This window comes from Streptomyces flavotricini (assembly GCF_020639365.1).
Classification (GTDB): Bacteria; Actinomycetota; Actinomycetes; order Streptomycetales; family Streptomycetaceae; genus Streptomyces; species Streptomyces flavotricini.
This window is the reverse complement of record NZ_JAINUL010000001.1, coordinates 4,276,839-4,296,802: the sequence shown is the minus strand read 5'-3', so window position 1 is coordinate 4,296,802 and position 19,964 is coordinate 4,276,839. Positions and strand designations below refer to the sequence as shown.

Below are 19,964 nucleotides of genomic sequence, written 5' to 3'. Positions count from 1 at the left end.
AGACCACTCCAAGGAGGGGTCGGCGCCACGGACCCGCAGTGCGTACGCTCCCTACTTATGAGTAGCGCTTCTGACCCGCTGGCCGCCCTGGGCTCCCTCCCGGGCGTCGCCGAATCCGTGGATTCCGTACGCAAGGCCGTGGACCGTGTCTACGGGCACCGGGTCATGCGCCGGCGCGGCGGGGAGATCACCTCGGAGGCCGCGCTGCGCGGCGCGCGCGGCAGTGCTGCGCTGTCCGGGGCGGACTGGGCGCTGGAGGAGGTGCGCCGCCGCACCGACTTCGGGGCGGAGGCACAGGCGCGCACGGTGGGCGCGGCGCTGCGCCTGACGGCGGAGGCCGGGCAGCTGCTGAGCATCTGGCGGCAGTCGCCGCTGCGGGTGCTGGCGCGCCTGCACCTGGTGGCGTCGGGGTCGACCGCCGAGGGTGACGTGGTGGGCCGCCCGCGTCTGGCGGGCGAACCCGTGGACGAACCGTTCGTCACGGCGGCGCTGCCGAGCGCGCAGGAGGTGGCGGGCCGGCTGGACGGCCTGTCCCGTCTGATCATCGCGGGCGGCTCGGCCCCGGCGCTGATCACGTCGGCGGTGGTGCACGGCGAGCTGCTGGCGCTGCGGCCGTTCGGCTCGTACAACGGGCTGGTGGCGCGGGCCGCGGAGCGGATCGTACTGATCAACAGCGGTCTGGACCCGAAGGCGATCTGCCCGGCGGAGGTCGGTCACGCGGAGCAGGGGCGGGACGCGTACCTGGCGGCCTTCGAGGGATACGTCTCGGGGACGGCGGAGGGGATGGCGGCGTGGATCGCGCACTGCGGCCGCGCGATCGAGCTGGGTGTCCGCGAGTCGACGGCGGTCTGCGAGGCCCTGCAGCGCGGCGCCGCCTGATTCCACCCGCACAGGGTTGCGGCGACACCGTCTTGCTTTGGTGTCGCCGCTGGCATTCACGCCCAGTTACCAAGCGTCCTCGATGGTTGCCCATCAGGTCGGGAACTTTGCCCGTCACCTGGTGCGGCTGGCCCGTAATCGACGGGTCGACGTCGCGTGGGTGCTCGGCGTTCATGCTTCGGTCCGTGGGCCTTACTGCGTTTTAAAGATGATCCTCTCGGATGTTCTTTGGTCTCGCGGGCCGTTGACTCCTTTGTACTCCGCTTCGCTGACAAGCGGAACCCCTGCCCGCTTTTTTTACTTTCCGGGACACCGTGGGGCGAACCGGACAGGGGTTGTTCGTGCACCTCAGGGGCGGTGCACCCGGAGTGCGCCGGCCGCCTGCCGGCCTCCCGGGGCGCCCTGTGCGCGACCGGCCCCGCCGCCGCGTCCAGCCCGCCGAGCCGGTGACCGCCGCCGAGCCGGGCCACGCCGCGAACCGGTCACGCGGAGGCGGCGGCCAGTGCGCTGGCCCGTCGCCGACTGGCGTACCACACCAGCCCCGCGGTGGCCGCCGCCGCGCCCACGGCCGCGGCGGCCACCAGCGCCGGCCGTGCCGGCATGGACAGCCCCGGCAGCCGCTGCTTCAGCCGCACCGGCCGGTTGAACACGAGCACCGGCCACTCCCGCGCCACCGCCTCCCGCCGCAACGCCCGGTCGGGGTTGACGGCGTGCGGGTGCCCGACCGCCTCCAGCATCGGGATGTCCGTCACCGAGTCGCTGTACGCGTAGCACCGCGCGAGGTCGTACCCCTCGGACTCCGCGAGCTCCCGCACCGCCTCGGCCTTGGTCGGCCCGTACGCGTAGTACCCGATCTCGCCCGTGAAGCAGCCGTCCTCGCCGATGACCATGCGCGTCGCGACGACCCGGTCCGCGCCGAGCATCTCGCCGATGGGCTCGACGACTTCGGCGCCGGACGTCGAGACGATCACCACGTCGCGGCCGGCCGTGTGGTGGGCCTCGATGAGGGACGCGGCCTCGTCGTAGATCAGCGGGTCGATCAGGTCGTGCAGGGTCTCGGCGACGATCTCGCGCACCTGCTGGACGTTCCATCCCTTGCAGAGCGAGGACAGGTACTCACGCATCCGCTCCATCTGATCGTGGTCGGCGCCGCCGACCAGGTAGATGAACTGGGTGTAGGCGGTGCGCAGCACGGCTCGGCGGTTGATGAGGCCGCCCTGGTAGAAGGACTTGCTGAACGTCAGAGTGCTTGACTTCGCAATGACCGTCTTGTCCAGGTCGAAGAAGGCTGCGGTGCGGGGCGACGAGTGCGGCAAGGGCTGGATTTCCACGCCCCGAGCATATGCGCCCACCATTCGGCGTAAGGTGTGGCGCGTGGGTTTGCCTGAGAAGGCTCTCGGGTACACCATGGAAGTCACGGATCGTTCGCGACCGTGCTAACCCGGTCTGGCTCCTCCCCCCCCGAGTCGGACCGTGGGGACGACCCCCGCTCTCCCCCCCGGCGGGGGTCGTCGCATGTCCGGACGCGGTTCGCGTCCCTGCCTTCGGCCCCAAGTGACCATTCCCGCGGCCCTCCTTCCTCGGCGGGCCCCGTGCGGCGAAGGCCCTCACCCTTCGGAATTCGTGACGCTGCGTAGTGGTTCCGCCGCGCTCTGAACTCACCTGTTGGGGTGATGGAGTTATTCACAGGGCTCCTGTTGTCCACAGTTTTTGGGCAAGATCCACTTCTTTTTCCGGATGGCCTCACGGTGATTCCGGCCGCGAAGTCCGCGGTGCCGGGATTTGCAGTGAGAAGGGGGCGGAGATCGTGGCTGGATCGAAGTCGTGTGAACTGCAGGAGCGCGTGGAAGCAGGCGGAAACAGGCCATCGGACGCTCCGGGCGGGGCTGTGCCCGGTGCCGGGCGGCCGCTGATCATCACCGAGGACCCGCAGCTGCTCGACGATCTGCTGCGGCTGTGCGCCGCCGCGGGCGCCGAGCCGCATGTGCACCATGCGGTGCCCGAGCAAAGCGGAGGCGGTTGCGGCGGGGGTGCCGTGAGGGGCGAAAGCGGTTCCGGAGCCGCCCTGGAGACGGGCGGGAGCGTCGGATGGGAGTCCGCGCCGCTCGTGCTCGTCGGGGATGACGCCGCCCGCCGGGTGCGCGGCGCTCCGCGTCGGGGCGGGGTACTGCTCGTCGGCCGGGATCCGGACGATCCCCTCGTGTGGCGGCGGGCGGTGGAGATCGGCGCCGAGGAGGTGCTCCGGCTCCCCGACGCCGAGAGCCGGCTCGTCGACCGCATCGCCGATGTGGTGGAGGGCGCCGGCAAACCGGCCCTCGCCGTCGGGGTGATCGGCGGCAGCGGCGGAGCCGGAGCCTCCACCCTCGCCTGCGCCCTGGCCCTGCGGGCCGCCCGCGCCGGGGAGCGGACCATCCTCATCGACGGGGACCCGCTCGGCGGCGGTATGGACGTACTGCTCGGCGGCGAGAGCGCCGAGGGGCTGCGCTGGCCGGACTTCGCGGGCTCGCGGGGCCGGGTGGGCGCCGGCGCCCTGGAGGAGTCCCTGCCGGAGCTGCACGCCCTGCGGGTCCTCAGCTGGGACCGCGGGGACCGGGTGGTGGTGCCGCCCGCGGCGATGCGCTCGGTGCTGGCCGCCGCGCGCCGCCGGGGCGGGGTGGTGGTGGTCGACCTGCCCCGGCGGGTGGACGAAGCCGTGGCCGAGGCGCTGGCCCAGCTGGACCTGGTGCTGATGGTGGTGCCGGGCGAGCTGCGGGCGGTGGCCGCGGCGGGCCGGGTCGCGGCCGGGGTGCGGATGGTGGCCCGGGATGTCCGCGTGGTCGTACGGGGCCGCTGTCCGGGCGGGCTCGACGCCGAGGCGGTGGCCGGGCTCCTGGGGGTGCCGCTCGCCGGTGAGGTGCCGGTCGAGGTGGGGCTCCCGGGGAGGGTCGCCGAAGGGGAACCGCCGGGCGGGCAGGGGCGGGGAGCGCTGGCCCGGTTCTGCGACGGCTTCTGGCGGCGGGCACTCGGCCCCGCCCCGGGGGTGGCGGCATGAGCGCCGTACTCCTGGACGCGGTGCGCCAGCGGCTGGCCGAGAGCGGGGCGGAGCCGACCCCGGCGCGGGTGGCGGCGGCCCTGCGGGCACAGGGCCGGCTGCTCGGGGATGCGGAAGTGCTGGGAGTTGCCGCCGAGTTGCGGTCCGAGCTGGTCGGCGCGGGCCCGCTGGAGGCCCTGCTCGCCGACCCGGAGGTCACCGACGTCCTGGTGGCCGCCCCGGACCGGGTGTGGGTGGACCGCGGGGGCGGGCTCGAGCTGACCGGGGTGACCTTCGCCGACGCCGATGCCGTGCGCAGGCTCGCCCAGCGGCTGGCCGCCGTCGCCGGCCGTCGCCTGGACGACGCCCGGCCCTGGGTGGACGCCCGGATGCCGGACGGCACCCGGCTGCATGCCGTGCTGCCGCCCGTGGCGGTCGGCTCGGCCTGCCTGTCGCTGCGGGTGGTACGGCCGAGGGCGTTCACGCTGGACGAGCTGGTCGAAGCGGGCACGCTGCCGCCCGGCGGCCAGCGGCTGCTCGGGGAGATGGTCGAGGCCCGGCTGTCGTTCCTCGTCTCCGGAGGGACCGGCACCGGCAAGACCACCCTGCTCAGCGCCCTGTTGGGACTGGTCGGCCCCGGTGAGCGGATCGTCCTGGCCGAGGATTCGGCCGAGCTGCGACCCGACCACCCGCACGTGGTGCGGCTGGAGACCAGGCCGGCCAACCAGGAGGGCGCGGGCCTGGTCACCCTGGCGGATCTGGTGCGGCAGGCGCTGCGGATGCGCCCGGACCGGCTGGTCGTCGGCGAGGTCCGGGGCGCGGAAGTGGCCGATCTCCTCGCGGCCTTGAACACGGGTCACGAGGGAGGCTGCGGCACGGTCCACGCGAATGCAGCCGCGCACGTGCCGGCCCGGCTGGAGGCCCTCGGGACTTCCGCCGGGCTCGACCGGGCGGCCCTGCACAGCCAGCTGGCGGCCGCGCTGACCCTGGTGGTCCATCTGGTCCGGGACCGGGCCGGGCGGCGCCGGGTGGCCGAGGTGCACGTGCTGGAGCGGGACGCCGCCGGGCTGGTGGTCACCGTACCGGCGCTGCGCTGGTCGGCCCGGGGCTTCGCGCGGGAGCGGGGCTGGGAGCGGCTGAGTCCGCTGCTGCGGGGTGCGCGGTGAGCGGGGTGGCCGCGGTGCCGGTGCCGCTGTTCGCCGGGGTGCTCTGCGCGGGGACGGCCGCCTGGGCGCTGGCCGGGGGAGACCGGGTGGCCCGGCGGGCCCGGGTGGTGCTGGCCGGGGGCGGGCCCGTGGTGCCCCGCGGTCCGGTGCGCCGCGAGCGGCTGTTGATCGCGGTCCGGGTACGGGTCGTGCGGTGGCGGGAGTGGTCCTGCCTCGGGGTCGGGCTCGTGGTCGCGCTGCTCGGCGGGTCGGTGATCCCGCTGGCGGTGGGCGCGGCGGCGGTGCCGCTGGTGCGCCGGTGGCTGCGGGTCCGGGAGCGGGAGCGGGAGCGCGGCGCCCGGGCCGCCGGGGTGATCGCCCTGTGCGGGGCGGTGGTGGGCGAGCTGCGGTCGGGACCCCAACCGGGGCAGGCGCTGACGGCGGCGATGCGGCGGACGGTCGCGGGCCCGGGTGGTCCGCGCCCGGCGGAGGCGGGGGTGCTGGCCGCCGCGGCGTTCGGCGGGGACGTCCCCGAGGCGTTGCGGCAGGCGTCGGGGGAGCCCGGGGCGGAAGGGCTGGCCGGGATGGCCGCGTGCTGGTCGATCTCGGTGGACGGGGGCGCGGGGCTCGCCGCCGGACTGGACCGGTTGGAGGGGGCGTTGCGGGCCGAGCGGGACCGGCAGGAGTCCCTGCGGGCCCAGTTGGCGGGGGCCAGGTCGACCACGGTGGTGCTGGCCCTGCTGCCGTTGGTCGGCCTGCTGATCGGCACCGGGCTCGGCGCGGACCCGCTGCGCGTGCTGCTGCACACCCCGGTCGGGTGGGGCTGCCTGCTGGCCGGCGGGGTGCTGGAGGCGCTGGGGCTGCTGTGGTGCCGGCGGATCGTACGGGCGGGGGAGCGGTGATGGGCGGCTTCGTGATCCACAGGCTGGGGACGGCGCTGTGCCTCGCGGTGGTGGTGCCGTGGGCGGCCTCGGCGGTGGCGGCCCGGATCCGGGCGCGGGCGGCCCGGCGCCGGATCGCCGCGCTGCTCTCGGTGGAACCGGCCCGGCGGGCACCGGTGTTCGGGTCCGGGATACGGGCGCTGGTGACGGTGTGGGCGGGCCCGACGGGGGCGCTGCTCGCGGCATGGGTGCTGGTCGGCGGAGTGCCGGGGGTGCTGGCCGGCTGCGCTGCGGCGATCGGGGTGTGGCGCTGGCTGCGGCGGGCGCGGCCGCCGGCCGGGGTGGATCCGCGGGAGGTGCAGCGGCAGCTTCCCTTCGCGGCCGATCTGCTGGCCGCGTGCCTCGCGGCCGGGGCGGCGCCGGTGGAGGCCGCCGAGGTGGTGGGTGAGTCACTGGGCGGCCCGGTCGGCGAGCGGCTGGCGCTGGCCGGGGCGGAGCTGCGGCTCGGAGGAGAACCGGGCGCCGCGTGGGGGAGGCTGGCGCAGATACCGGGCGCCCGGGCGCTCGCCGAGTGCCTGGAACGGGCCGCCCGGACGGGGGCCCCGGCCGCGGAACCGGTCTCCCGCCTGGCGACGGCCCTGCGCGAGGACCGGGCCCGGCAGGCCGGTGCCCGGGCGCAGCGGGCGGCGGTGCTCGTGACCGCTCCGGTGGGGCTGTGTTTCCTGCCCGCCTTTCTCGCGGTCGGAGTGGCCCCGGTGGTGATCGGAATGGCCTCCGGTCTTCTCTCCTCCACCTGAAGTCACATCAGAAACACCGGCAACTCGTCTCTCACGGCGGCCCTCAACTCGGCGCTTGAGAAGGCCACTCGGATCAGCACTGAGATCACGTCAAGAACCGAATCAACAGGAGGTTGTCATGAGGATCATCTGGTTTCGTCTGCGGTCGGCGATGAGCGGTCACACGAACGACGCGGGCATGTCCACTTCCGAATACGCCATGGGCACGATCGCGGCGTGTGCATTCGCAGCCGTTCTGTACAAGGTGGTGACGAGTGACGTGGTCTCCACGGCACTTCAATCGACCATCGGGAAGGCACTCGATGTGCCGTTCTGAGGAAAAGCGGCGGCGTCCGGACGACCGGGGCTATGTCACGGCGGAAGCCGCCCTGGTGATTCCCGCGCTGGTGCTCTTCGCGGCGCTGCTGGTGTGGGCGCTGATGGCGGCGGCCGCGCAGATCCGGTGCGTGGACGCGGCCCGGGCCGGTGCCCGGGCGGCGGCCCGCTCGGAGCCGCCGGGCGTGGCGGAGGCGGCGGCCCGGGCGGCCGCCCCGCCGGGGGCGCAGGTGGGGCTGGAGCGGGAGGGGGACCTGTGGCGGGTCCGGGTGTCCGCGCCGGCGCCGGGCCCGGGCGGGCTGCAGGTGCGGCTCGGGGCGCAGGCGGTGGCCCTGGCCGAGGACAGCGTGGGGCCGCCGCCATGAGCCGGGACCGGGGCTCGGCGACGGTGTGGGCGGCCCTGGTCGCGACGGTGCTGGGGGCGGTGTTCGGCGGGGTGCTGCTGCTCGGCCAGGCCGTCGTGGCCCGGCACCGCGCGGCGGCGGCCGCCGACCTGGCGGCCCTGGCGGCGGCCGCGACATGGACCCACGGCCCCGAGGCCGCCTGCGCCGCGGCCCGCCGCGTCGCAGGGGCCCAGAGCGCGGCGCTGGCCTCCTGCACCGTCCACGGTGAGGTCGCCGAGGTGGGGGCCCGCCCCGCGACGGGCCCCTTCGCCCCGACGATCACCGCCCGGGCGGGCCCGCCCGGGCCGGCCGCCGACCGTCCCGGGGTTCGCGTACGGGGCCGTCGGGCCGGCTCGGAGCGGCCCGGGGGCCCCGAACGAGGGCTCTCAGGCGGGCGGGGCCTCGGACAGGAGGCGGGTGAGGAGGCGGATCGCGCCGCGTTTGTGGAGCGGGTCGTTGCCGTTGCCGCACTTGGGGGACTGGATGCAGGACGGGCAGCCGGCCTCGCACTCGCAGGCGGCGATCGCGTCGCGGGTCGCCGTCAGCCAGGCGCGGGCCGTGTGGAAGGCCCGCTCCGCGAAGCCGGCTCCGCCGGGGTGGCCGTCGTAGACGAACACGGTGGGGAGGAGGGTGTCGGGATGAAGCGGGACGGAGACCCCGCCGATGTCCCAGCGGTCACAGGTGGCGAAGAGCGGGAGCAGGCCGATGGAGGCGTGCTCGGCGGCGTGCAGGGCGCCGCCGAGGATCTCCGGGTTGACCCGGGCCTCGTCCAGCTGGTCCTCGGTCACGGTCCACCACACGGCCCGGGTGCGCAGGGTGCGGGGCGGCAGGTCCAGCTTGGCCTCGCCGAGCACCTCGCCGGTGATCAGTTTGCGGCGCAGGTACGAGACGACCTGGTTGGTCACCTCGACCGAGCCGAAGCAGAGCCGGGCCGGACCCCAGGGGATCTCGGTCTCGGTCTCCAGGACGGAGATGGAGGTGGTGTCGCGCGCGGTGGTCGAGAACGGCGGGCTGGACTCCTCGACCAGCGCCACCGAATCCTCCAGGTCCAGCTGCTTCACCAGATAGGTGCGCCCCTGATGGAGGTGGACGGCCCCCTCGTGGACGGCGGTGTGGGCCGCCGACTCGTCGACCGTGCCCAGCAGGCGCCCGGTCGCCGCCTCGACGATCTGCACCGGGCGGCCGCCCTCGCCGCGGATGTCGGTCAGGTCCGAGGCCCGCTCCCGGCGGGTCCAGTGCCAGGCGGTCGCCCGGCGGCGCAGCAGCTTGGCCGCCTCCAGCTGCGGGATCAGCTCCGCGGCCGCCGGGCCGAACAGGGCGAGGTCCGGCTCCGTCAGCGGGAGCTCGGCGGCGGCCGCGCACAGGTGCGGGGCCAGGACGTACGGGTTGTCCGGGTCCAGGACCGTGGCTTCCACCGGTCGGCGGAACAGGGCCTCCGGATGGTGGACCAGATACGTGTCCAGGGGGTCGTCCCGGGCGATCAGCACGGCCAGGGCGCCCTGGCCCGAGCGTCCGGCCCGGCCCGCCTGCTGCCACAGGGAGGCCCGGGTGCCCGGGTAGCCGGTGATCAGGACGGCGTCCAGGCCCGAGACGTCCACGCCCAGCTCCAGGGCCGTGGTGGCGGCCAGCCCGAGCAGCTCGCCGGAGTGCAGGGCCCGCTCCAGGGCGCGGCGCTCCTCGGGCAGATAGCCGCCCCGGTAGGCCGCGACCCGCCGGGGCAGGGACCGGTCCACCTCCGCCAGCCGCTCCTTGGCGATCACAGAGATCAGCTCCGCGCCGCGCCGGGAGCGGACGAAGGCGACCGTACGGACCCCCTGGACGACCAGGTCGGTCAGCAGGTCGGCGGTCTCGGCCGTGGCGGTGCGGCGCACCGGGGCACCCTTCTCGCCCCGCAGCTCGGTCAGGGGCGGCTCCCACAGGGCGAAGACGACCTCGCCGCGCGGGGAGGCGTCGTCGGCGACCTCCAGCACCGGTACGCCCGTCAGGCGGGACGCTGCGGCCGCCGGATCGCTCGCGGTGGCCGAGGCCAGCAGGAAGACCGGATCGGCGCCGTAGCGGGCGCACAGCCGCCGCAGACGGCGCAGCACCTGTGCCACGTGGGAGCCGAATACGCCCCGGTAGGTGTGGCACTCGTCGATGACCACGTAGCGCAGCGCGCGCAGGAAGGAGGCCCAGCGGGGATGGGCGGGCAGGATCCCCCGGTGCAGCATGTCGGGGTTGGTGAGCACGTAGTTCGCGTACTGGCGCACCCATTCGCGTTCCTCGACCGGCGTGTCGCCGTCGTAGACCGCGGGCCGGACCGCGTTGCCGAGGGGAGCGGCCAGCTCTCGTACGGCGCGCCGCTGATCGGCGGCCAGGGCCTTGGTCGGGGCCAGGTAGAGGGCGGTCGCACCGCGCCCGTTCGGGGCCTGCGCCCCGTCGGCCAGGGCGGAGAGCACGGGCGCGAGGTAGGCCAGCGACTTGCCCGAGGCGGTGCCGGTGGCGACAACCACCGACTCGCCGTCCAGGGCGTGCGCGGCGGCCGCGGCCTGGTGTTCCCACGGATGGTCGATGCCCGCGGCCTGGATCGCGGCTACGACATCCGTTCGGATGCGGTCGGGCCAGACTGCATGACGACCCTCCCGAGGGGGCAAGTGCTCCGTATGAGTGATGCGCGCAGCTCGAGAAGGCCCCCGTGAGAGCCGGTCCAGGACCGTGCCGGGAGTGGGTCGAGGGTCCTCGGGTGCCGTGGGCCGACCGGGACGGTGAGTATTGGCCATTGGAACCGAGTGTGTCACCGGCGTGCGGGACAATGGTCGGAAGGCGTCGTGCGCGCCTGCCGGTAAGTGATTGAATGCCATCGCGGCAGCCAATCCCTCCCCTGCCTACGGGTGGGGAGGCCCCTGGGGGGCGCCGCTCGATAGCAAGGTGCTGGAGGATCCGTGGACCTGTCCCTGTCGACTCGCACTGTCGGCGACCGCACGGTCGTGGAGGTCGGTGGCGAGATTGATGTGTATACCGCGCCCAAGCTGCGCGAGCAGTTGGTCGAGTTGGTGAATGACGGCAGCTACCACCTGGTTGTCGACATGGAGCGAGTGGACTTCCTCGACTCCACCGGGCTTGGTGTGCTCGTGGGAGGTCTCAAGCGCGTCCGTGCACATGAGGGCTCGCTGCGTCTGGTGTGCAACCAGGAGCGCATCCTGAAGATTTTCCGCATCACCGGTCTGACGAAGGTGTTCCCGATCCACACGACGGTGGAGGACGCCGTCGCAGCCACCGACTGACGGTTTCACCCTCCGCGGCGCCGCTGGGCGCCGCGGAGGGGAGCCGAAGAGGAGCGGGGGCGCGGACCGACAGCGGTCCGGGCCTCTGTAAGGCACGCCCGTAGTCCGAGGGGGACGCGCATGGCCACCGTTGAACTGCGCTTCAGCGCCCAGCCCGAGCACGTCAGGACGGCCCGCCTCGTCGCGGCCGCCGTGGCGCGGCGGGCCGGCGTGGACGAAGCCGTGCTCGACGAGGTCCGCCTCGCCGTGGGCGAGGCCTGCTCGCGCGCCGTCGGTCTGCATCTCAGCAACGGGCTGACCGCGCCCGTCCGGGTGGTCCTGACCGAGGAGGAGAAGCTGTTCTCCATCGAGGTCGGCGACGAGGTGCCCGGACCGGCCGGCGGCCCGGAGGGCGCCGTGTCCGGCATCGACGCCGCCCTGGATCCGGACACCGACACCGAGGACGAGATGGGTCTCGCGGTGATCAGCGGGCTCGTCGACGACGTCGAGGTGACGAGCGGGGAGGCGGGCGGGACCATCCGGATGAGCTGGCCCGTGTCCGCCGCGTCCGATCTCCCGTAAGTCCCGTCGGGCTTCGCACGTCCCGCCAGTCCCGCCGGTATCACAAATCCCGCGGTTCGGGGATTCTTCCGATCTTCATCAAGGCCCTGCCGAGCAGGGCCTTTTTTCATACCCCGGGGCATTTCCTAGATCAATGATCAGGCGTCAATGCCTTTGTCCCATTACCTCTTTCGGGGGTAATGGAGTGACGCGATCTATTGCTGAGGAGCAAGAGCAGGCCAATTCCGTTTCCTGCGCACTGTTTTGATCGGGAAGAGCTCCCTACAATCCGTCCACATCTTGAGCTCATCACGTCAAGGAGGACGAATGACGGGGCTCTTCACCCCCAACGCGCCGATCGGTAACTCCGATCTGGCAGCCGCAGTACTCACCGATGACAATCGGCTCATCGTCATGGTGATCGCGGCCGTGGCACTCGCCGCACTCGTCGTCGCGCAGATCCTGGTCCGCCAGGTACTCGCCGCCGACGAGGGAACCGACAGCATGAAGAAAATCGCCGCCGCCGTCCAGGAAGGCGCCAACGCCTACCTCGGCCGGCAGCTGCGCACCCTCGGGATCTTCGCCGTCGTCGTGTTCTTCCTGCTCTTCCTGCTCCCCGCCGACGACTGGACGCAGCGGGCAGGGCGTTCCGCCTTCTTCCTCGTGGGCGCCATCTTCTCGGCGGCCACCGGCTACATCGGCATGCGCCTCGCGGTCCGCGCCAACGTGCGCGTCGCCGCCGCGGCGCGCGAGGCCACCCCCGCCGAGGGCGAGCCCGCCAAGGACCTCACCGACGTCTCGCACAAGGCCATGCGGATCGCCTTCCGCACCGGCGGCGTCGTCGGCATGTTCACCGTCGGCCTCGGCCTGCTCGGCGCCTCCTGCGTCGTCCTGGTCTACGCCGCCGACGCCCCCAAGGTCCTGGAGGGCTTCGGCCTCGGGGCCGCCCTGATCGCGATGTTCATGCGCGTCGGCGGCGGCATCTTCACCAAGGCCGCCGACGTCGGCGCCGACCTGGTCGGCAAGGTCGAGCAGGGCATTCCGGAGGACGACCCGCGCAATGCCGCGACCATCGCCGACAATGTGGGCGACAACGTCGGCGACTGCGCCGGTATGGCGGCCGACCTCTTCGAGTCGTACGCCGTCACCCTCGTGGCCGCGCTCATCCTCGGCAAGGCCGCCTTCGGCGACCTCGGCCTGGCCTTCCCGCTGATCGTGCCCGCGATCGGCGTCATCACCGCCATGATCGGCATCTTCGCGGTCTCCCCGCGCCGCTCCGACCGGAGCGGAATGACCGCCATCAACCGCGGCTTCTTCATCTCCGCCGTGATCTCGCTGGTCCTGGTCGCGATCGCCGTCTTCGTCTACCTGCCGTCCAGCTACAAGGACCTCATCGGCGTAGAGAACGCCACGATCACCAACCACTCCGGCGACCCGCGCATCCTGGCCCTCGTCGCCGTGGCGATCGGCATCCTGCTCGCGGCCCTGATCCAGCAGCTGACCGGCTACTTCACCGAGACCAACCGCCGTCCCGTCCGGGACATCGGCAAGTCCTCCCTGACCGGCGCGGCCACCGTCGTCCTCGCCGGCATCTCCGTCGGCCTGGAGTCCGCCGTCTACACGGCGCTGCTCATCGGCCTCGGCGTGTACGGGGCGTTCCTGCTCGGCGGTACGTCGATCATGCTCGCCCTCTTCGCGGTGGCCCTGGCCGGCACCGGCCTGCTCACCACCGTCGGCGTCATCGTCGCCATGGACACCTTCGGGCCCGTCTCGGACAACGCCCAGGGCATCGCCGAGATGTCCGGCGACGTCGAGGGCGCCGGTGCGCAGGTGCTGACCGACCTGGACGCCGTCGGCAACACCACCAAGGCCATCACCAAGGGCATCGCGATCGCCACCGCCGTGCTCGCCGCGGCCGCGCTGTTCGGCTCGTACAGCGACGCCATCGCGAACGCGGTCAGGGAAGTCGGGGCCAAGGCGGGCGAGATGAACCTCAGCCTGGACATCGCACAGCCCAACAACCTGGTCGGCCTGATCCTGGGCGCGGCCGTCGTGTTCCTCTTCTCCGGCCTCGCCATCAACGCCGTCTCCCGCTCCGCGGGCGCCGTCGTCTACGAGGTGCGCCGCCAGTTCCGCGAGCACCCCGGGATCATGGACTACACCGAGAAGCCCGAGTACGGGCGCGTCGTGGACATCTGCACCAAGGACGCCCTGCGCGAGCTCGCCACGCCCGGCCTGCTCGCGGTCCTCACCCCGATCGCCGTCGGTTTCTCGCTCGGCGTCGGCGCGCTCGGCTCGTTCCTCGCGGGCGCCATCGGCACCGGCACCCTGATGGCGGTCTTCCTCGCCAACTCCGGTGGCGCGTGGGACAACGCGAAGAAGCTCGTCGAGGACGGCCACCACGGCGGCAAGGGCAGCGAGGCCCACGCCGCGACCGTCATCGGCGACACGGTCGGCGACCCGTTCAAGGACACCGCGGGTCCCGCTATCAACCCGCTGCTCAAGGTCATGAACCTGGTGGCGCTGCTGATCGCCCCCGCGGTCGTGCAGTTCAGCTACGGGCCCGACACGAGCGCGACCGTACGCGCGATCGTCGCGGTCCTGGCCATCGGCGTCATCATCGGCGCGGTGTACATCTCCAAGCGCCGCGGCATCGCGGTCGGGGACGACTCCGAGGGCGAGGACGCGCCCGCCGAGCGGGTGGCCCAGCAGGCCGATCCCGCGGCGGTTTCCTGACCCGAGGGGTGACCCCCGGGGGGCCTGCGGGCCGCCCGGCCCGAGGTACTCGAAGACACGCCCGAACGGCGGACAGGCGGCGCGGACTGACGCGCCGTCTGTCCGCCTTTCTGCGTGCCCGGATGGCGGACGTGTATCTTCCGGGCCGAGAGCCTTCGAAGGGACCAATCCGGTGAACAAGAAGTTTGCGGCCGCGGTGTCCGGCGGTGCGGTACTGATGATCGTGCTGTCCGGCTGCGGCGGCGACGACGGGGACGAGAAGGCCAACGCCTGGGCCAAGAAGGTCTGCGACAAGTGGCAGCCCGAGCTGAAGAAGATCGAGACCGCCAACGCGGACATCAAGCGGGTGGCGACCGAGAGCAGCAAGCCCGAAGAGGTCCAGACGACCGACTCGGCGGCGTTCGGGACCATGTCCACCTCGTACAAGGCGATGGGGACCGCCCTGCAGGGTGCGGGAGTTCCGCCGGTCAAGGACGGCCAGACGACGCAGACGACTGCGATCAAGGGCTTCGAGGAATCGTCCAAGGGCTATGCCGACCTGAAGACGAAGATGGACGGCCTGGACCCGAAGGACCAGACGAAGTTCGCCGAGGGCCTCAAGGACGTGGCCGGCGGACTCGAGGAGGCCACCAAGGGCGGCAAGAACGCGCTCAGCACGCTCAAGGCCGGCGGCCTGGACAAGGCGATGAACAGCCAGAAGGGCTGCCAGGTCGCGGCGCCGTCGGCGTCGCCGAAGTGATGGGGCCCGCGGCCGCCGTTGAGGGAGGCCGCGGCATTCGTCCGCGGAGCTGCGGCCGCGCGGCATACGCATCGGCGGCGGCAGCCGACACAATGGACGGGTGAGTACCACCAGCCTTCCCTCTCCCGATCGCGCCGCCGAGCTCCGCACGGCCCTGCTCGCCGCCGGCTTCACCGCCGACGGCCTGCTCGACCTGCTCGGCGCCCCCGCCTACGCCGCGCTGGCCCGCAGCGAGACGGTCCCCGCCCTGCGCGCCACGCGCGGCCGCGGTGACGGCCCGCTCGCGAGCCTGGTCCGGCTGTTCCTGCTGCAGCAGCCGGAGCCGTACGTGAACGCCGCCCGGGCGCTGCCCGTCGAGGCCGCGCTGGCGGACGGCTGGCTGCGCCGCGAGGGCGATGAGGTGCACGCCACCGTCGACGTGCGCCCGTACGGCGGTCCCGACGGCGAGGACTGGTTCATCGTCTCCGACCTCGGCTGCGCCGTCGGCGGGGCCGGCGGGATCGGCAGCCGCGAGGAGGGTGTCGTACTCGGCGTCGGCGGGGCCTCCACCACCCTGGCCGGGATCACCGTCCGCACCCCGGTCGGCAGCGCCCTCGACCTCGGTACCGGATCCGGCATCCAGGCCCTGCACGCCGCCCAGCACGCCACCCGGGTCACCGCCACCGACGTCAACCCCCGGGCCCTGGACTTCACCCGGCTGACCCTGGCACTGTCCGGCGCCCAGGAGGCCGAGCTGCTCCAGGGGTCGCTGTTCGAGCCGGTCGGCGGGGCCACGTACGACCTGATCGTGTCGAACCCGCCGTTCGTGATCTCCCCCGGCGCCCGGCTGACGTACCGCGACGGCGGGATGGGCGGCGACGACCTGTGCCGGACCCTCGTCCAGGAGGCCGGCGCGCACCTCAACCCGGGCGGGTACGCGCAGTTCCTCGGCAACTGGCAGCACGTGGAGGGCGAGGACTGGCACGACCGGGTCCGTGCCTGGGTGCCGCGCGGCTGCGACGCGTGGATCGTGCAGCGTGACGTGCAGGACGTCACGCAGTACGCGGAGCTGTGGCTGCGCGACGCGGGCGACCACCGCGCCGACCCCGCCGAGTACGCGCGGCGGTACGAGGACTGGCTGGACGAGTTCGAGGCGCGCAAGACCAAGGCCGTCGGCTTCGGCTGGATCACCCTGCGGCGCAGCGACGCGGCGGAGCCCTCGATCGTGGTCGAGGAGTGGCCGCACTCGGTGGAGCAGCCGCTCGGCGACGCCGTCGTGGCCCACTTCGCCCGACAGGACTACCTGCGGGACCACGACGACGCGGCTCTGCTGGAGGCCCGCTTCGTACTGGCGGCGGAGGTCGTCCAGGAGCAGGTCGGCGCGCCCGGCGCGGAGGACCCGGAGCACGTGGTGCTGCGGCAGAACCGCGGGATGCGTCGGGCGACCAAGGTCGACACGGTCGGGGCGGGCTTCGCCGGAGTGTGTGACGGCTCACTCACGGCGGGACGGATCCTGGACGCGATCGCGCATCTGGTGCAGGAGGATCCCGTGGTGCTGCGGGACCGGACTCCGGAGGCGATCCGGGTGCTGGTCGAGCAGGGATTCCTGGAGCCGGCCGACGGCTGACCGGCTCCTCGGACGCCGGCTGACCGGGTCCTCGGCCGATGGCCGGCCGGGTCCTCGGCGGCCGCCCCGGCCGCCCCCTCCGGCTTCTTGGCCGGCTTCCGCGGCCCTGTCCGCCGCGGTCTGGTTCCGGGGCGTCCGGCCGTGGCCGAAACCTTCATGTAACCCCGGGTTCGCGCGCCGTTACGCAGTGTCTGGCAGGCTCGAAACCAGGCGGAGGCCACGGGCCGGCCACGGGGATCCGGGGGGATCCGTACGGGGCCCGCTGAGCGGCCCCGGAGCAGGCGGGAGTAAGGGGGGAACGGCGTGGAGAGCGGTCCGGCGATCTTCGCGGCAACCGTGTTCCTGCTGTTCGGCACCGCCCTGCCGGGCTGGACGGGGGCGTGCGCGGTGCGCCGGGCGCCGGTGGCCGAGGGTGTGCGCCCCGCCGTGGCCGTTCCGCTGGAGCTGCTCGCCGCCGGGACCTGCCTGGCGCTCGGCGTCCGGTGCCTCGTACGACGGTGATCGCGGGCCCGCTCGCAGGCCGGATCGGAGCCTGATCGCAGGCCCGGCCACCGACGCGCCGACCCGCGGATGCGCGGGGTGAACAGGACGTCAGAGGGGGTGCGGGGGCGGGGCCAGACGGCCCCCTGGCCACTCGGCCCGGTGATCGCTACGGGTCCGGCGCGGTATCCGGGCGGCAGAAATGGCACTTGTCGGGTTACCGTTCGAGTGGCCGTTGCGGGCTTCTGCCGTTTGACACGGGGGCGGGTTGTACCGTCACACTCCGCAGCGTCGCCGTACCGCGACCGAGTGCCGACCGGAGAGAAGAGCCAAGTTGTCCCCGACTAGCGAGACCGCAAAGGGCGGCCGCCGACTCGTCATCGTCGAGTCCCCTGCCAAGGCGAAGACGATCAAGGGCTACCTCGGCCCGGGATACGTCGTCGAGGCGAGCGTCGGGCACATCCGCGACCTCCCGAGCGGCGCGGCCGAGGTTCCCGACAAGTACACCGGCGAGGTCCGCCGTCTCGGCGTCGACGTCGAACACGACTTCGCGCCGATCTACGTCGTCAATGCCGATAAGAAGGCCCAGGTCAGGAAGCTCAAGGAGCTGCTGGCCGAGTCCGACGAACTCTTCCTCGCCACCGATGAGGACCGCGAGGGCGAAGCCATCGCGTGGCACCTGCAGGAAGTCCTCAAGCCCAAGGTCCCCGTCCACCGGATGGTCTTCCACGAGATCACCAAGGACGCGATCCGCGACGCCGTCGCCAACCCGCGCGAGCTGAACCAGCGCATGGTCGACGCCCAGGAGACCCGCCGCATCCTCGACCGCCTCTACGGCTACGAGGTCTCGCCGGTCCTGTGGAAGAAGGTCATGCCGAAGCTGTCGGCGGGCCGCGTCCAGTCGGTGGCCACCCGCCTCGTCGTCGAGCGGGAGCGCGAGCGCATCGCCTTCCGCTCCGCCGAGTACTGGGACCTGACCGGAACCTTCTCCACCGGCCGCGCCGGTGACGCCTCCGACCCCTCGACGCTGGTCGCCCGCCTGAACACGGTGGACGGCAAGCGCATCGCGCAGGGCCGCGACTTCGGCTCCAACGGGCAGCTGAAGAGCGAGGTGCTGCACCTCGACGAGGCTAACGCGCGGGCGCTGGCCGCCGCGCTGGCGGACACCTCGTTCGCCGTCCGCTCGGTCGAGTCCAAGCCGTACCGCCGCTCCCCGTACGCCCCGTTCCGCACGACGACGCTCCAGCAGGAGGCCTCGCGCAAGCTGGGCTTCGGCGCGAAGGCGACGATGCAGGTGGCGCAGAAGCTGTACGAGAACGGCTTCATCACCTACATGCGTACGGACTCCACCACGCTCTCCGACACCGCGGTGTCGGCGGCGCGGGCGCAGGTCACGCAGCTGTACGGGGCCGACTACCTGCCGGAGAAGCCGCGTGTCTACGCGGGCAAGGTCAAGAACGCGCAGGAGGCGCACGAGGCGATCCGCCCTTCGGGTGATCGTTTCCGCACCCCGGCCGAGACGGGTCTGACCGGCGACCAGTTCCGCCTGTACGAGCTGATCTGGAAGCGGACCGTCGCCTCCCAGATGAAGGACGCGGTCGGCAACTCGGTCACCGTCAAGATCGGCGGCCGCGCCTCGGACGGCCGGGACGCCGAGTTCACCGCCTCCGGCAAGACGATCACCTTCCACGGCTTCATGAAGGCGTACGTCGAGGGCGCGGACGACCCGAACGCCGAGCTCGACGACCGCGAGAAGCGGCTGCCGCAGGTCGCCGAGGGCGACGCGCTGTCGGCCGAGGAGATCACGGCGGACGGCCACTCGACCAAGCCGCCGGCCCGCTACACCGAGGCCTCGCTGGTCAAGGAGCTCGAAGAGCGCGAGATCGGCCGCCCGTCGACGTACGCGTCGATCATCGGCACGATCCTGGACCGCGGGTACGTCTTCAAGAAGGGCACGGCGCTCGTGCCGTCCTTCCTGTCGTTCGCCGTGGTCAACCTGCTGGAGACGCACTTCGGGCGGCTCGTCGACTACGACTTCACCGCGAAGATGGAGGACGACCTCGACCGCATCGCGCGGGGCGAGGCCCAGTCCGTGCCGTGGCTGAAGCGGTTCTACTTCGGCTCCGAGGACGCGACCGAGGTCGTACCGGCCGACGGCGACCACCTCGGCGGCCTGAAGGAGCTGGTGACCGACCTCGGCGCCATCGACGCCCGCGAGATCTCCTCCTTCCCGGTCGGCGAGGGCATCGTGCTGCGCGTCGGCCGCTACGGGCCGTACGTCGAGCGCGGCGAGAAGGACGCGGAGGGCCACCAGCGGGCCGACGTCCCGGAGGACCTGGCGCCCGACGAGCTGACGGTCGGGTACGCGGAGGAGCTGTTCGCGAAGCCGAGCGGCGAGTTCGAGCTGGGCAAGGACCCAGCCAGCGGGAACGAAATCGTCGCGAAGGACGGTCGCTACGGGCCGTACGTGACGGAGATCCTCCCCGAGGGCACCCCGAAGACCGGCAAGAACGCGGTGAAGCCGCGGACGGCCTCGCTCTTCAAGTCGATGAGCCTGGACACGGTCACGCTGGACGAGGCGCTCAAGCTGATGTCCCTTCCCCGGGTCGTGGGCGCGGACGCGGAGGGCGTGGAGATCACGGCCCAGAACGGCCGCTACGGCCCGTACCTGAAGAAGGGCACGGACTCGCGGTCGCTGGAGACCGAGGACCAGCTGTTCTCGATCACCCTGGACGAGGCCCTCGCCATCTACGCCCAGCCGAAGCAGCGGGGGCGGGCCGCGGCCAAGCCGCCGCTGAAGGAGCTGGGCACGGACCCGGTCAGCGAGAAGCCGGTGGTGGTCAAGGACGGCCGCTTCGGGCCGTACGTGACGGACGGCGAGACGAACGCGACGCTGCGGCGGGACGACGACGTCGAGACGATCACGCCCGAGCGCGGCTACGAGCTGCTGGCGGAGAAGCGCGCCAAGGGCCCGGCCAAGAAGACGGCGAAGAAGGCCCCGGCCAAGAAGGCGCCCGCGAAGAAGGCCACGGCGACCAAGACCGCGGCGAAGAAGACGACGACGGCGAAGAAGACCGCCGCCAAGAAGACGACGACGGCGAAGAAGACGGTCGCGAAGAAGGCGGCCGCCGTCGCCCCCTCGTCGGACGACTGAGCGACCCCCCGGGCCCGTGCGATCCGCACGGGCCCG

Annotated in this window: 16 protein-coding genes and 1 pseudogene; 15 read left to right on the top strand and 2 right to left on the bottom strand. The window is 72.9% G+C overall.

Translation table 11 applies throughout. The annotated features are described in order from the left end of the window. Nucleotides 1-57: 57 nt before the first annotated feature. Nucleotides 58-879 (top strand): Fic family protein, encoded by an 822-nt coding sequence (locus K7B10_RS19380; RefSeq protein ID WP_229337521.1) that lies wholly within the window; start codon nucleotides 58-60, stop codon nucleotides 877-879. A 482-nt stretch (nucleotides 880-1,361) separates the two neighbouring features. Here the strand turns inward: K7B10_RS19380 and K7B10_RS19375 are convergent, their stop codons facing one another. Then, complete coding sequence (locus K7B10_RS19375) at nucleotides 1,362-2,195, bottom strand: HAD family hydrolase (RefSeq protein ID WP_229345210.1); 834 nt, start codon at nucleotides 2,193-2,195, stop codon at nucleotides 1,362-1,364. Nucleotides 2,196-2,767: 572 nt separating this feature from the next. Between K7B10_RS19375 and ssd the strand changes: the two genes are divergently transcribed. The 7 genes and pseudogenes from ssd to K7B10_RS19340 form a co-directional block, all read left to right on the top strand. Beyond that, nucleotides 2,768-3,910: a septum site-determining protein Ssd gene (gene ssd / locus K7B10_RS19370; protein ID WP_229337519.1), complete on the top strand. Its 1,143-nt coding sequence runs from the start codon at nucleotides 2,768-2,770 to the stop codon at nucleotides 3,908-3,910. Continuing rightward, the gene (locus K7B10_RS19365) at nucleotides 3,907-5,055 is read left to right on the top strand and encodes a TadA family conjugal transfer-associated ATPase (RefSeq protein ID WP_229337516.1); all 1,149 of its coding nucleotides are present in this window, start codon (nucleotides 3,907-3,909) and stop codon (nucleotides 5,053-5,055) included. Before ssd ends, K7B10_RS19365 begins: the two co-directional genes overlap by 4 nt. Before the next feature lie 5 nt (nucleotides 5,056-5,060). Beyond that, nucleotides 5,061-5,936 (top strand): type II secretion system F family protein, encoded by an 876-nt coding sequence (locus K7B10_RS19360; protein WP_229345207.1) that lies wholly within the window; start codon nucleotides 5,061-5,063, stop codon nucleotides 5,934-5,936. Continuing rightward, the gene (locus K7B10_RS19355) at nucleotides 5,936-6,712 is read left to right on the top strand and encodes a type II secretion system F family protein (RefSeq protein WP_229337514.1); all 777 of its coding nucleotides are present in this window, start codon (nucleotides 5,936-5,938) and stop codon (nucleotides 6,710-6,712) included. Before K7B10_RS19360 ends, K7B10_RS19355 begins: the two co-directional genes overlap by 1 nt. 118 nt (nucleotides 6,713-6,830) lie before the next feature. Beyond that, complete coding sequence (locus K7B10_RS19350) at nucleotides 6,831-7,028, top strand: DUF4244 domain-containing protein (protein ID WP_229337512.1); 198 nt, start codon at nucleotides 6,831-6,833, stop codon at nucleotides 7,026-7,028. Next, nucleotides 7,015-7,392: a TadE family type IV pilus minor pilin gene (locus tag K7B10_RS19345; protein ID WP_229337510.1), complete on the top strand. Its 378-nt coding sequence runs from the start codon at nucleotides 7,015-7,017 to the stop codon at nucleotides 7,390-7,392. The genes K7B10_RS19350 and K7B10_RS19345 overlap by 14 nt, the downstream gene beginning before the upstream one ends. Then, nucleotides 7,389-7,649 (top strand): annotated as a pseudogene (locus K7B10_RS19340) (Rv3654c family TadE-like protein); the annotation flags it as partial. The gene K7B10_RS19345 and the pseudogene K7B10_RS19340, both read left to right, overlap by 4 nt. A 147-nt stretch (nucleotides 7,650-7,796) precedes the next feature. On the opposite strand, the gene sftH reads toward K7B10_RS19340, so the two are convergent. Beyond that, the gene (sftH, locus tag K7B10_RS19335; protein ID WP_229337508.1) at nucleotides 7,797-10,250 is read right to left on the bottom strand and encodes a DEAD/DEAH box helicase; all 2,454 of its coding nucleotides are present in this window, start codon (nucleotides 10,248-10,250) and stop codon (nucleotides 7,797-7,799) included. An 81-nt stretch (nucleotides 10,251-10,331) separates the two neighbouring features. Here sftH and bldG point away from each other — a divergent pair, with 81 nt between their 5' ends. The 7 genes from bldG (at nucleotide 10,332) to topA (ending at nucleotide 19,928) form a co-directional block, all read left to right on the top strand. Next, nucleotides 10,332-10,673 carry an anti-sigma factor antagonist BldG gene (gene bldG, locus K7B10_RS19330; RefSeq protein ID WP_030152678.1) on the top strand — a complete coding sequence of 114 codons (342 nt, stop codon included), beginning with the start codon at nucleotides 10,332-10,334 and terminating at the stop codon, nucleotides 10,671-10,673. A 120-nt stretch (nucleotides 10,674-10,793) separates the two neighbouring features. Continuing rightward, entirely contained in the window at nucleotides 10,794-11,234 is a 441-nt protein-coding gene (locus K7B10_RS19325) for an ATP-binding protein (protein ID WP_229337506.1), read from the top strand. A 306-nt stretch (nucleotides 11,235-11,540) separates the two neighbouring features. Continuing rightward, nucleotides 11,541-13,949 (top strand): sodium-translocating pyrophosphatase, encoded by a 2,409-nt coding sequence (locus tag K7B10_RS19320; RefSeq protein ID WP_229337504.1) that lies wholly within the window; start codon nucleotides 11,541-11,543, stop codon nucleotides 13,947-13,949. Between the two features lie 172 nt (nucleotides 13,950-14,121). Further along, nucleotides 14,122-14,688: a small secreted protein gene (locus K7B10_RS19315; RefSeq protein WP_229337503.1), complete on the top strand. Its 567-nt coding sequence runs from the start codon at nucleotides 14,122-14,124 to the stop codon at nucleotides 14,686-14,688. A 100-nt stretch (nucleotides 14,689-14,788) separates the two neighbouring features. After that, entirely contained in the window at nucleotides 14,789-16,294 is a 1,506-nt protein-coding gene (locus K7B10_RS19310; protein WP_229337501.1) for a DUF7059 domain-containing protein, read from the top strand. A gap of 303 nt (nucleotides 16,295-16,597) precedes the next feature. Next, the gene (locus tag K7B10_RS19305; protein ID WP_229337499.1) at nucleotides 16,598-16,795 is read left to right on the top strand and encodes a hypothetical protein; all 198 of its coding nucleotides are present in this window, start codon (nucleotides 16,598-16,600) and stop codon (nucleotides 16,793-16,795) included. Nucleotides 16,796-17,108: 313 nt separating this feature from the next. Further along, nucleotides 17,109-19,928: a type I DNA topoisomerase gene (gene topA, locus K7B10_RS19300; protein ID WP_229337497.1), complete on the top strand. Its 2,820-nt coding sequence runs from the start codon at nucleotides 17,109-17,111 to the stop codon at nucleotides 19,926-19,928. The last annotated feature ends 36 nt before the right edge of the window (nucleotides 19,929-19,964 follow it).

Excerpts from the sequence above, each read along its gene's own strand:
- K7B10_RS19380 (WP_229337521.1), top strand. The coding sequence starts at position 58 with ATGAGTAGCGCTTCTGACCCGCTGGCCGCCCTGGGCTCCCTCCCGGGC.
- K7B10_RS19365 (WP_229337516.1), top strand. The coding sequence starts at position 3,907 with ATGAGCGCCGTACTCCTGGACGCGGTGCGCCAGCGGCTGGCCGAGAGC.
- K7B10_RS19355 (WP_229337514.1), top strand. The coding sequence starts at position 5,936 with ATGGGCGGCTTCGTGATCCACAGGCTGGGGACGGCGCTGTGCCTCGCG.
- K7B10_RS19350 (WP_229337512.1), top strand. The coding sequence starts at position 6,831 with ATGAGGATCATCTGGTTTCGTCTGCGGTCGGCGATGAGCGGTCACACG.
- K7B10_RS19345 (WP_229337510.1), top strand. The coding sequence starts at position 7,015 with ATGTGCCGTTCTGAGGAAAAGCGGCGGCGTCCGGACGACCGGGGCTAT.
- sftH (WP_229337508.1), bottom strand. The coding sequence starts at position 10,250 with ATGGCATTCAATCACTTACCGGCAGGCGCGCACGACGCCTTCCGACCA.
- K7B10_RS19325 (WP_229337506.1), top strand. The coding sequence starts at position 10,794 with ATGGCCACCGTTGAACTGCGCTTCAGCGCCCAGCCCGAGCACGTCAGG.
- K7B10_RS19320 (WP_229337504.1), top strand. The coding sequence starts at position 11,541 with ATGACGGGGCTCTTCACCCCCAACGCGCCGATCGGTAACTCCGATCTG.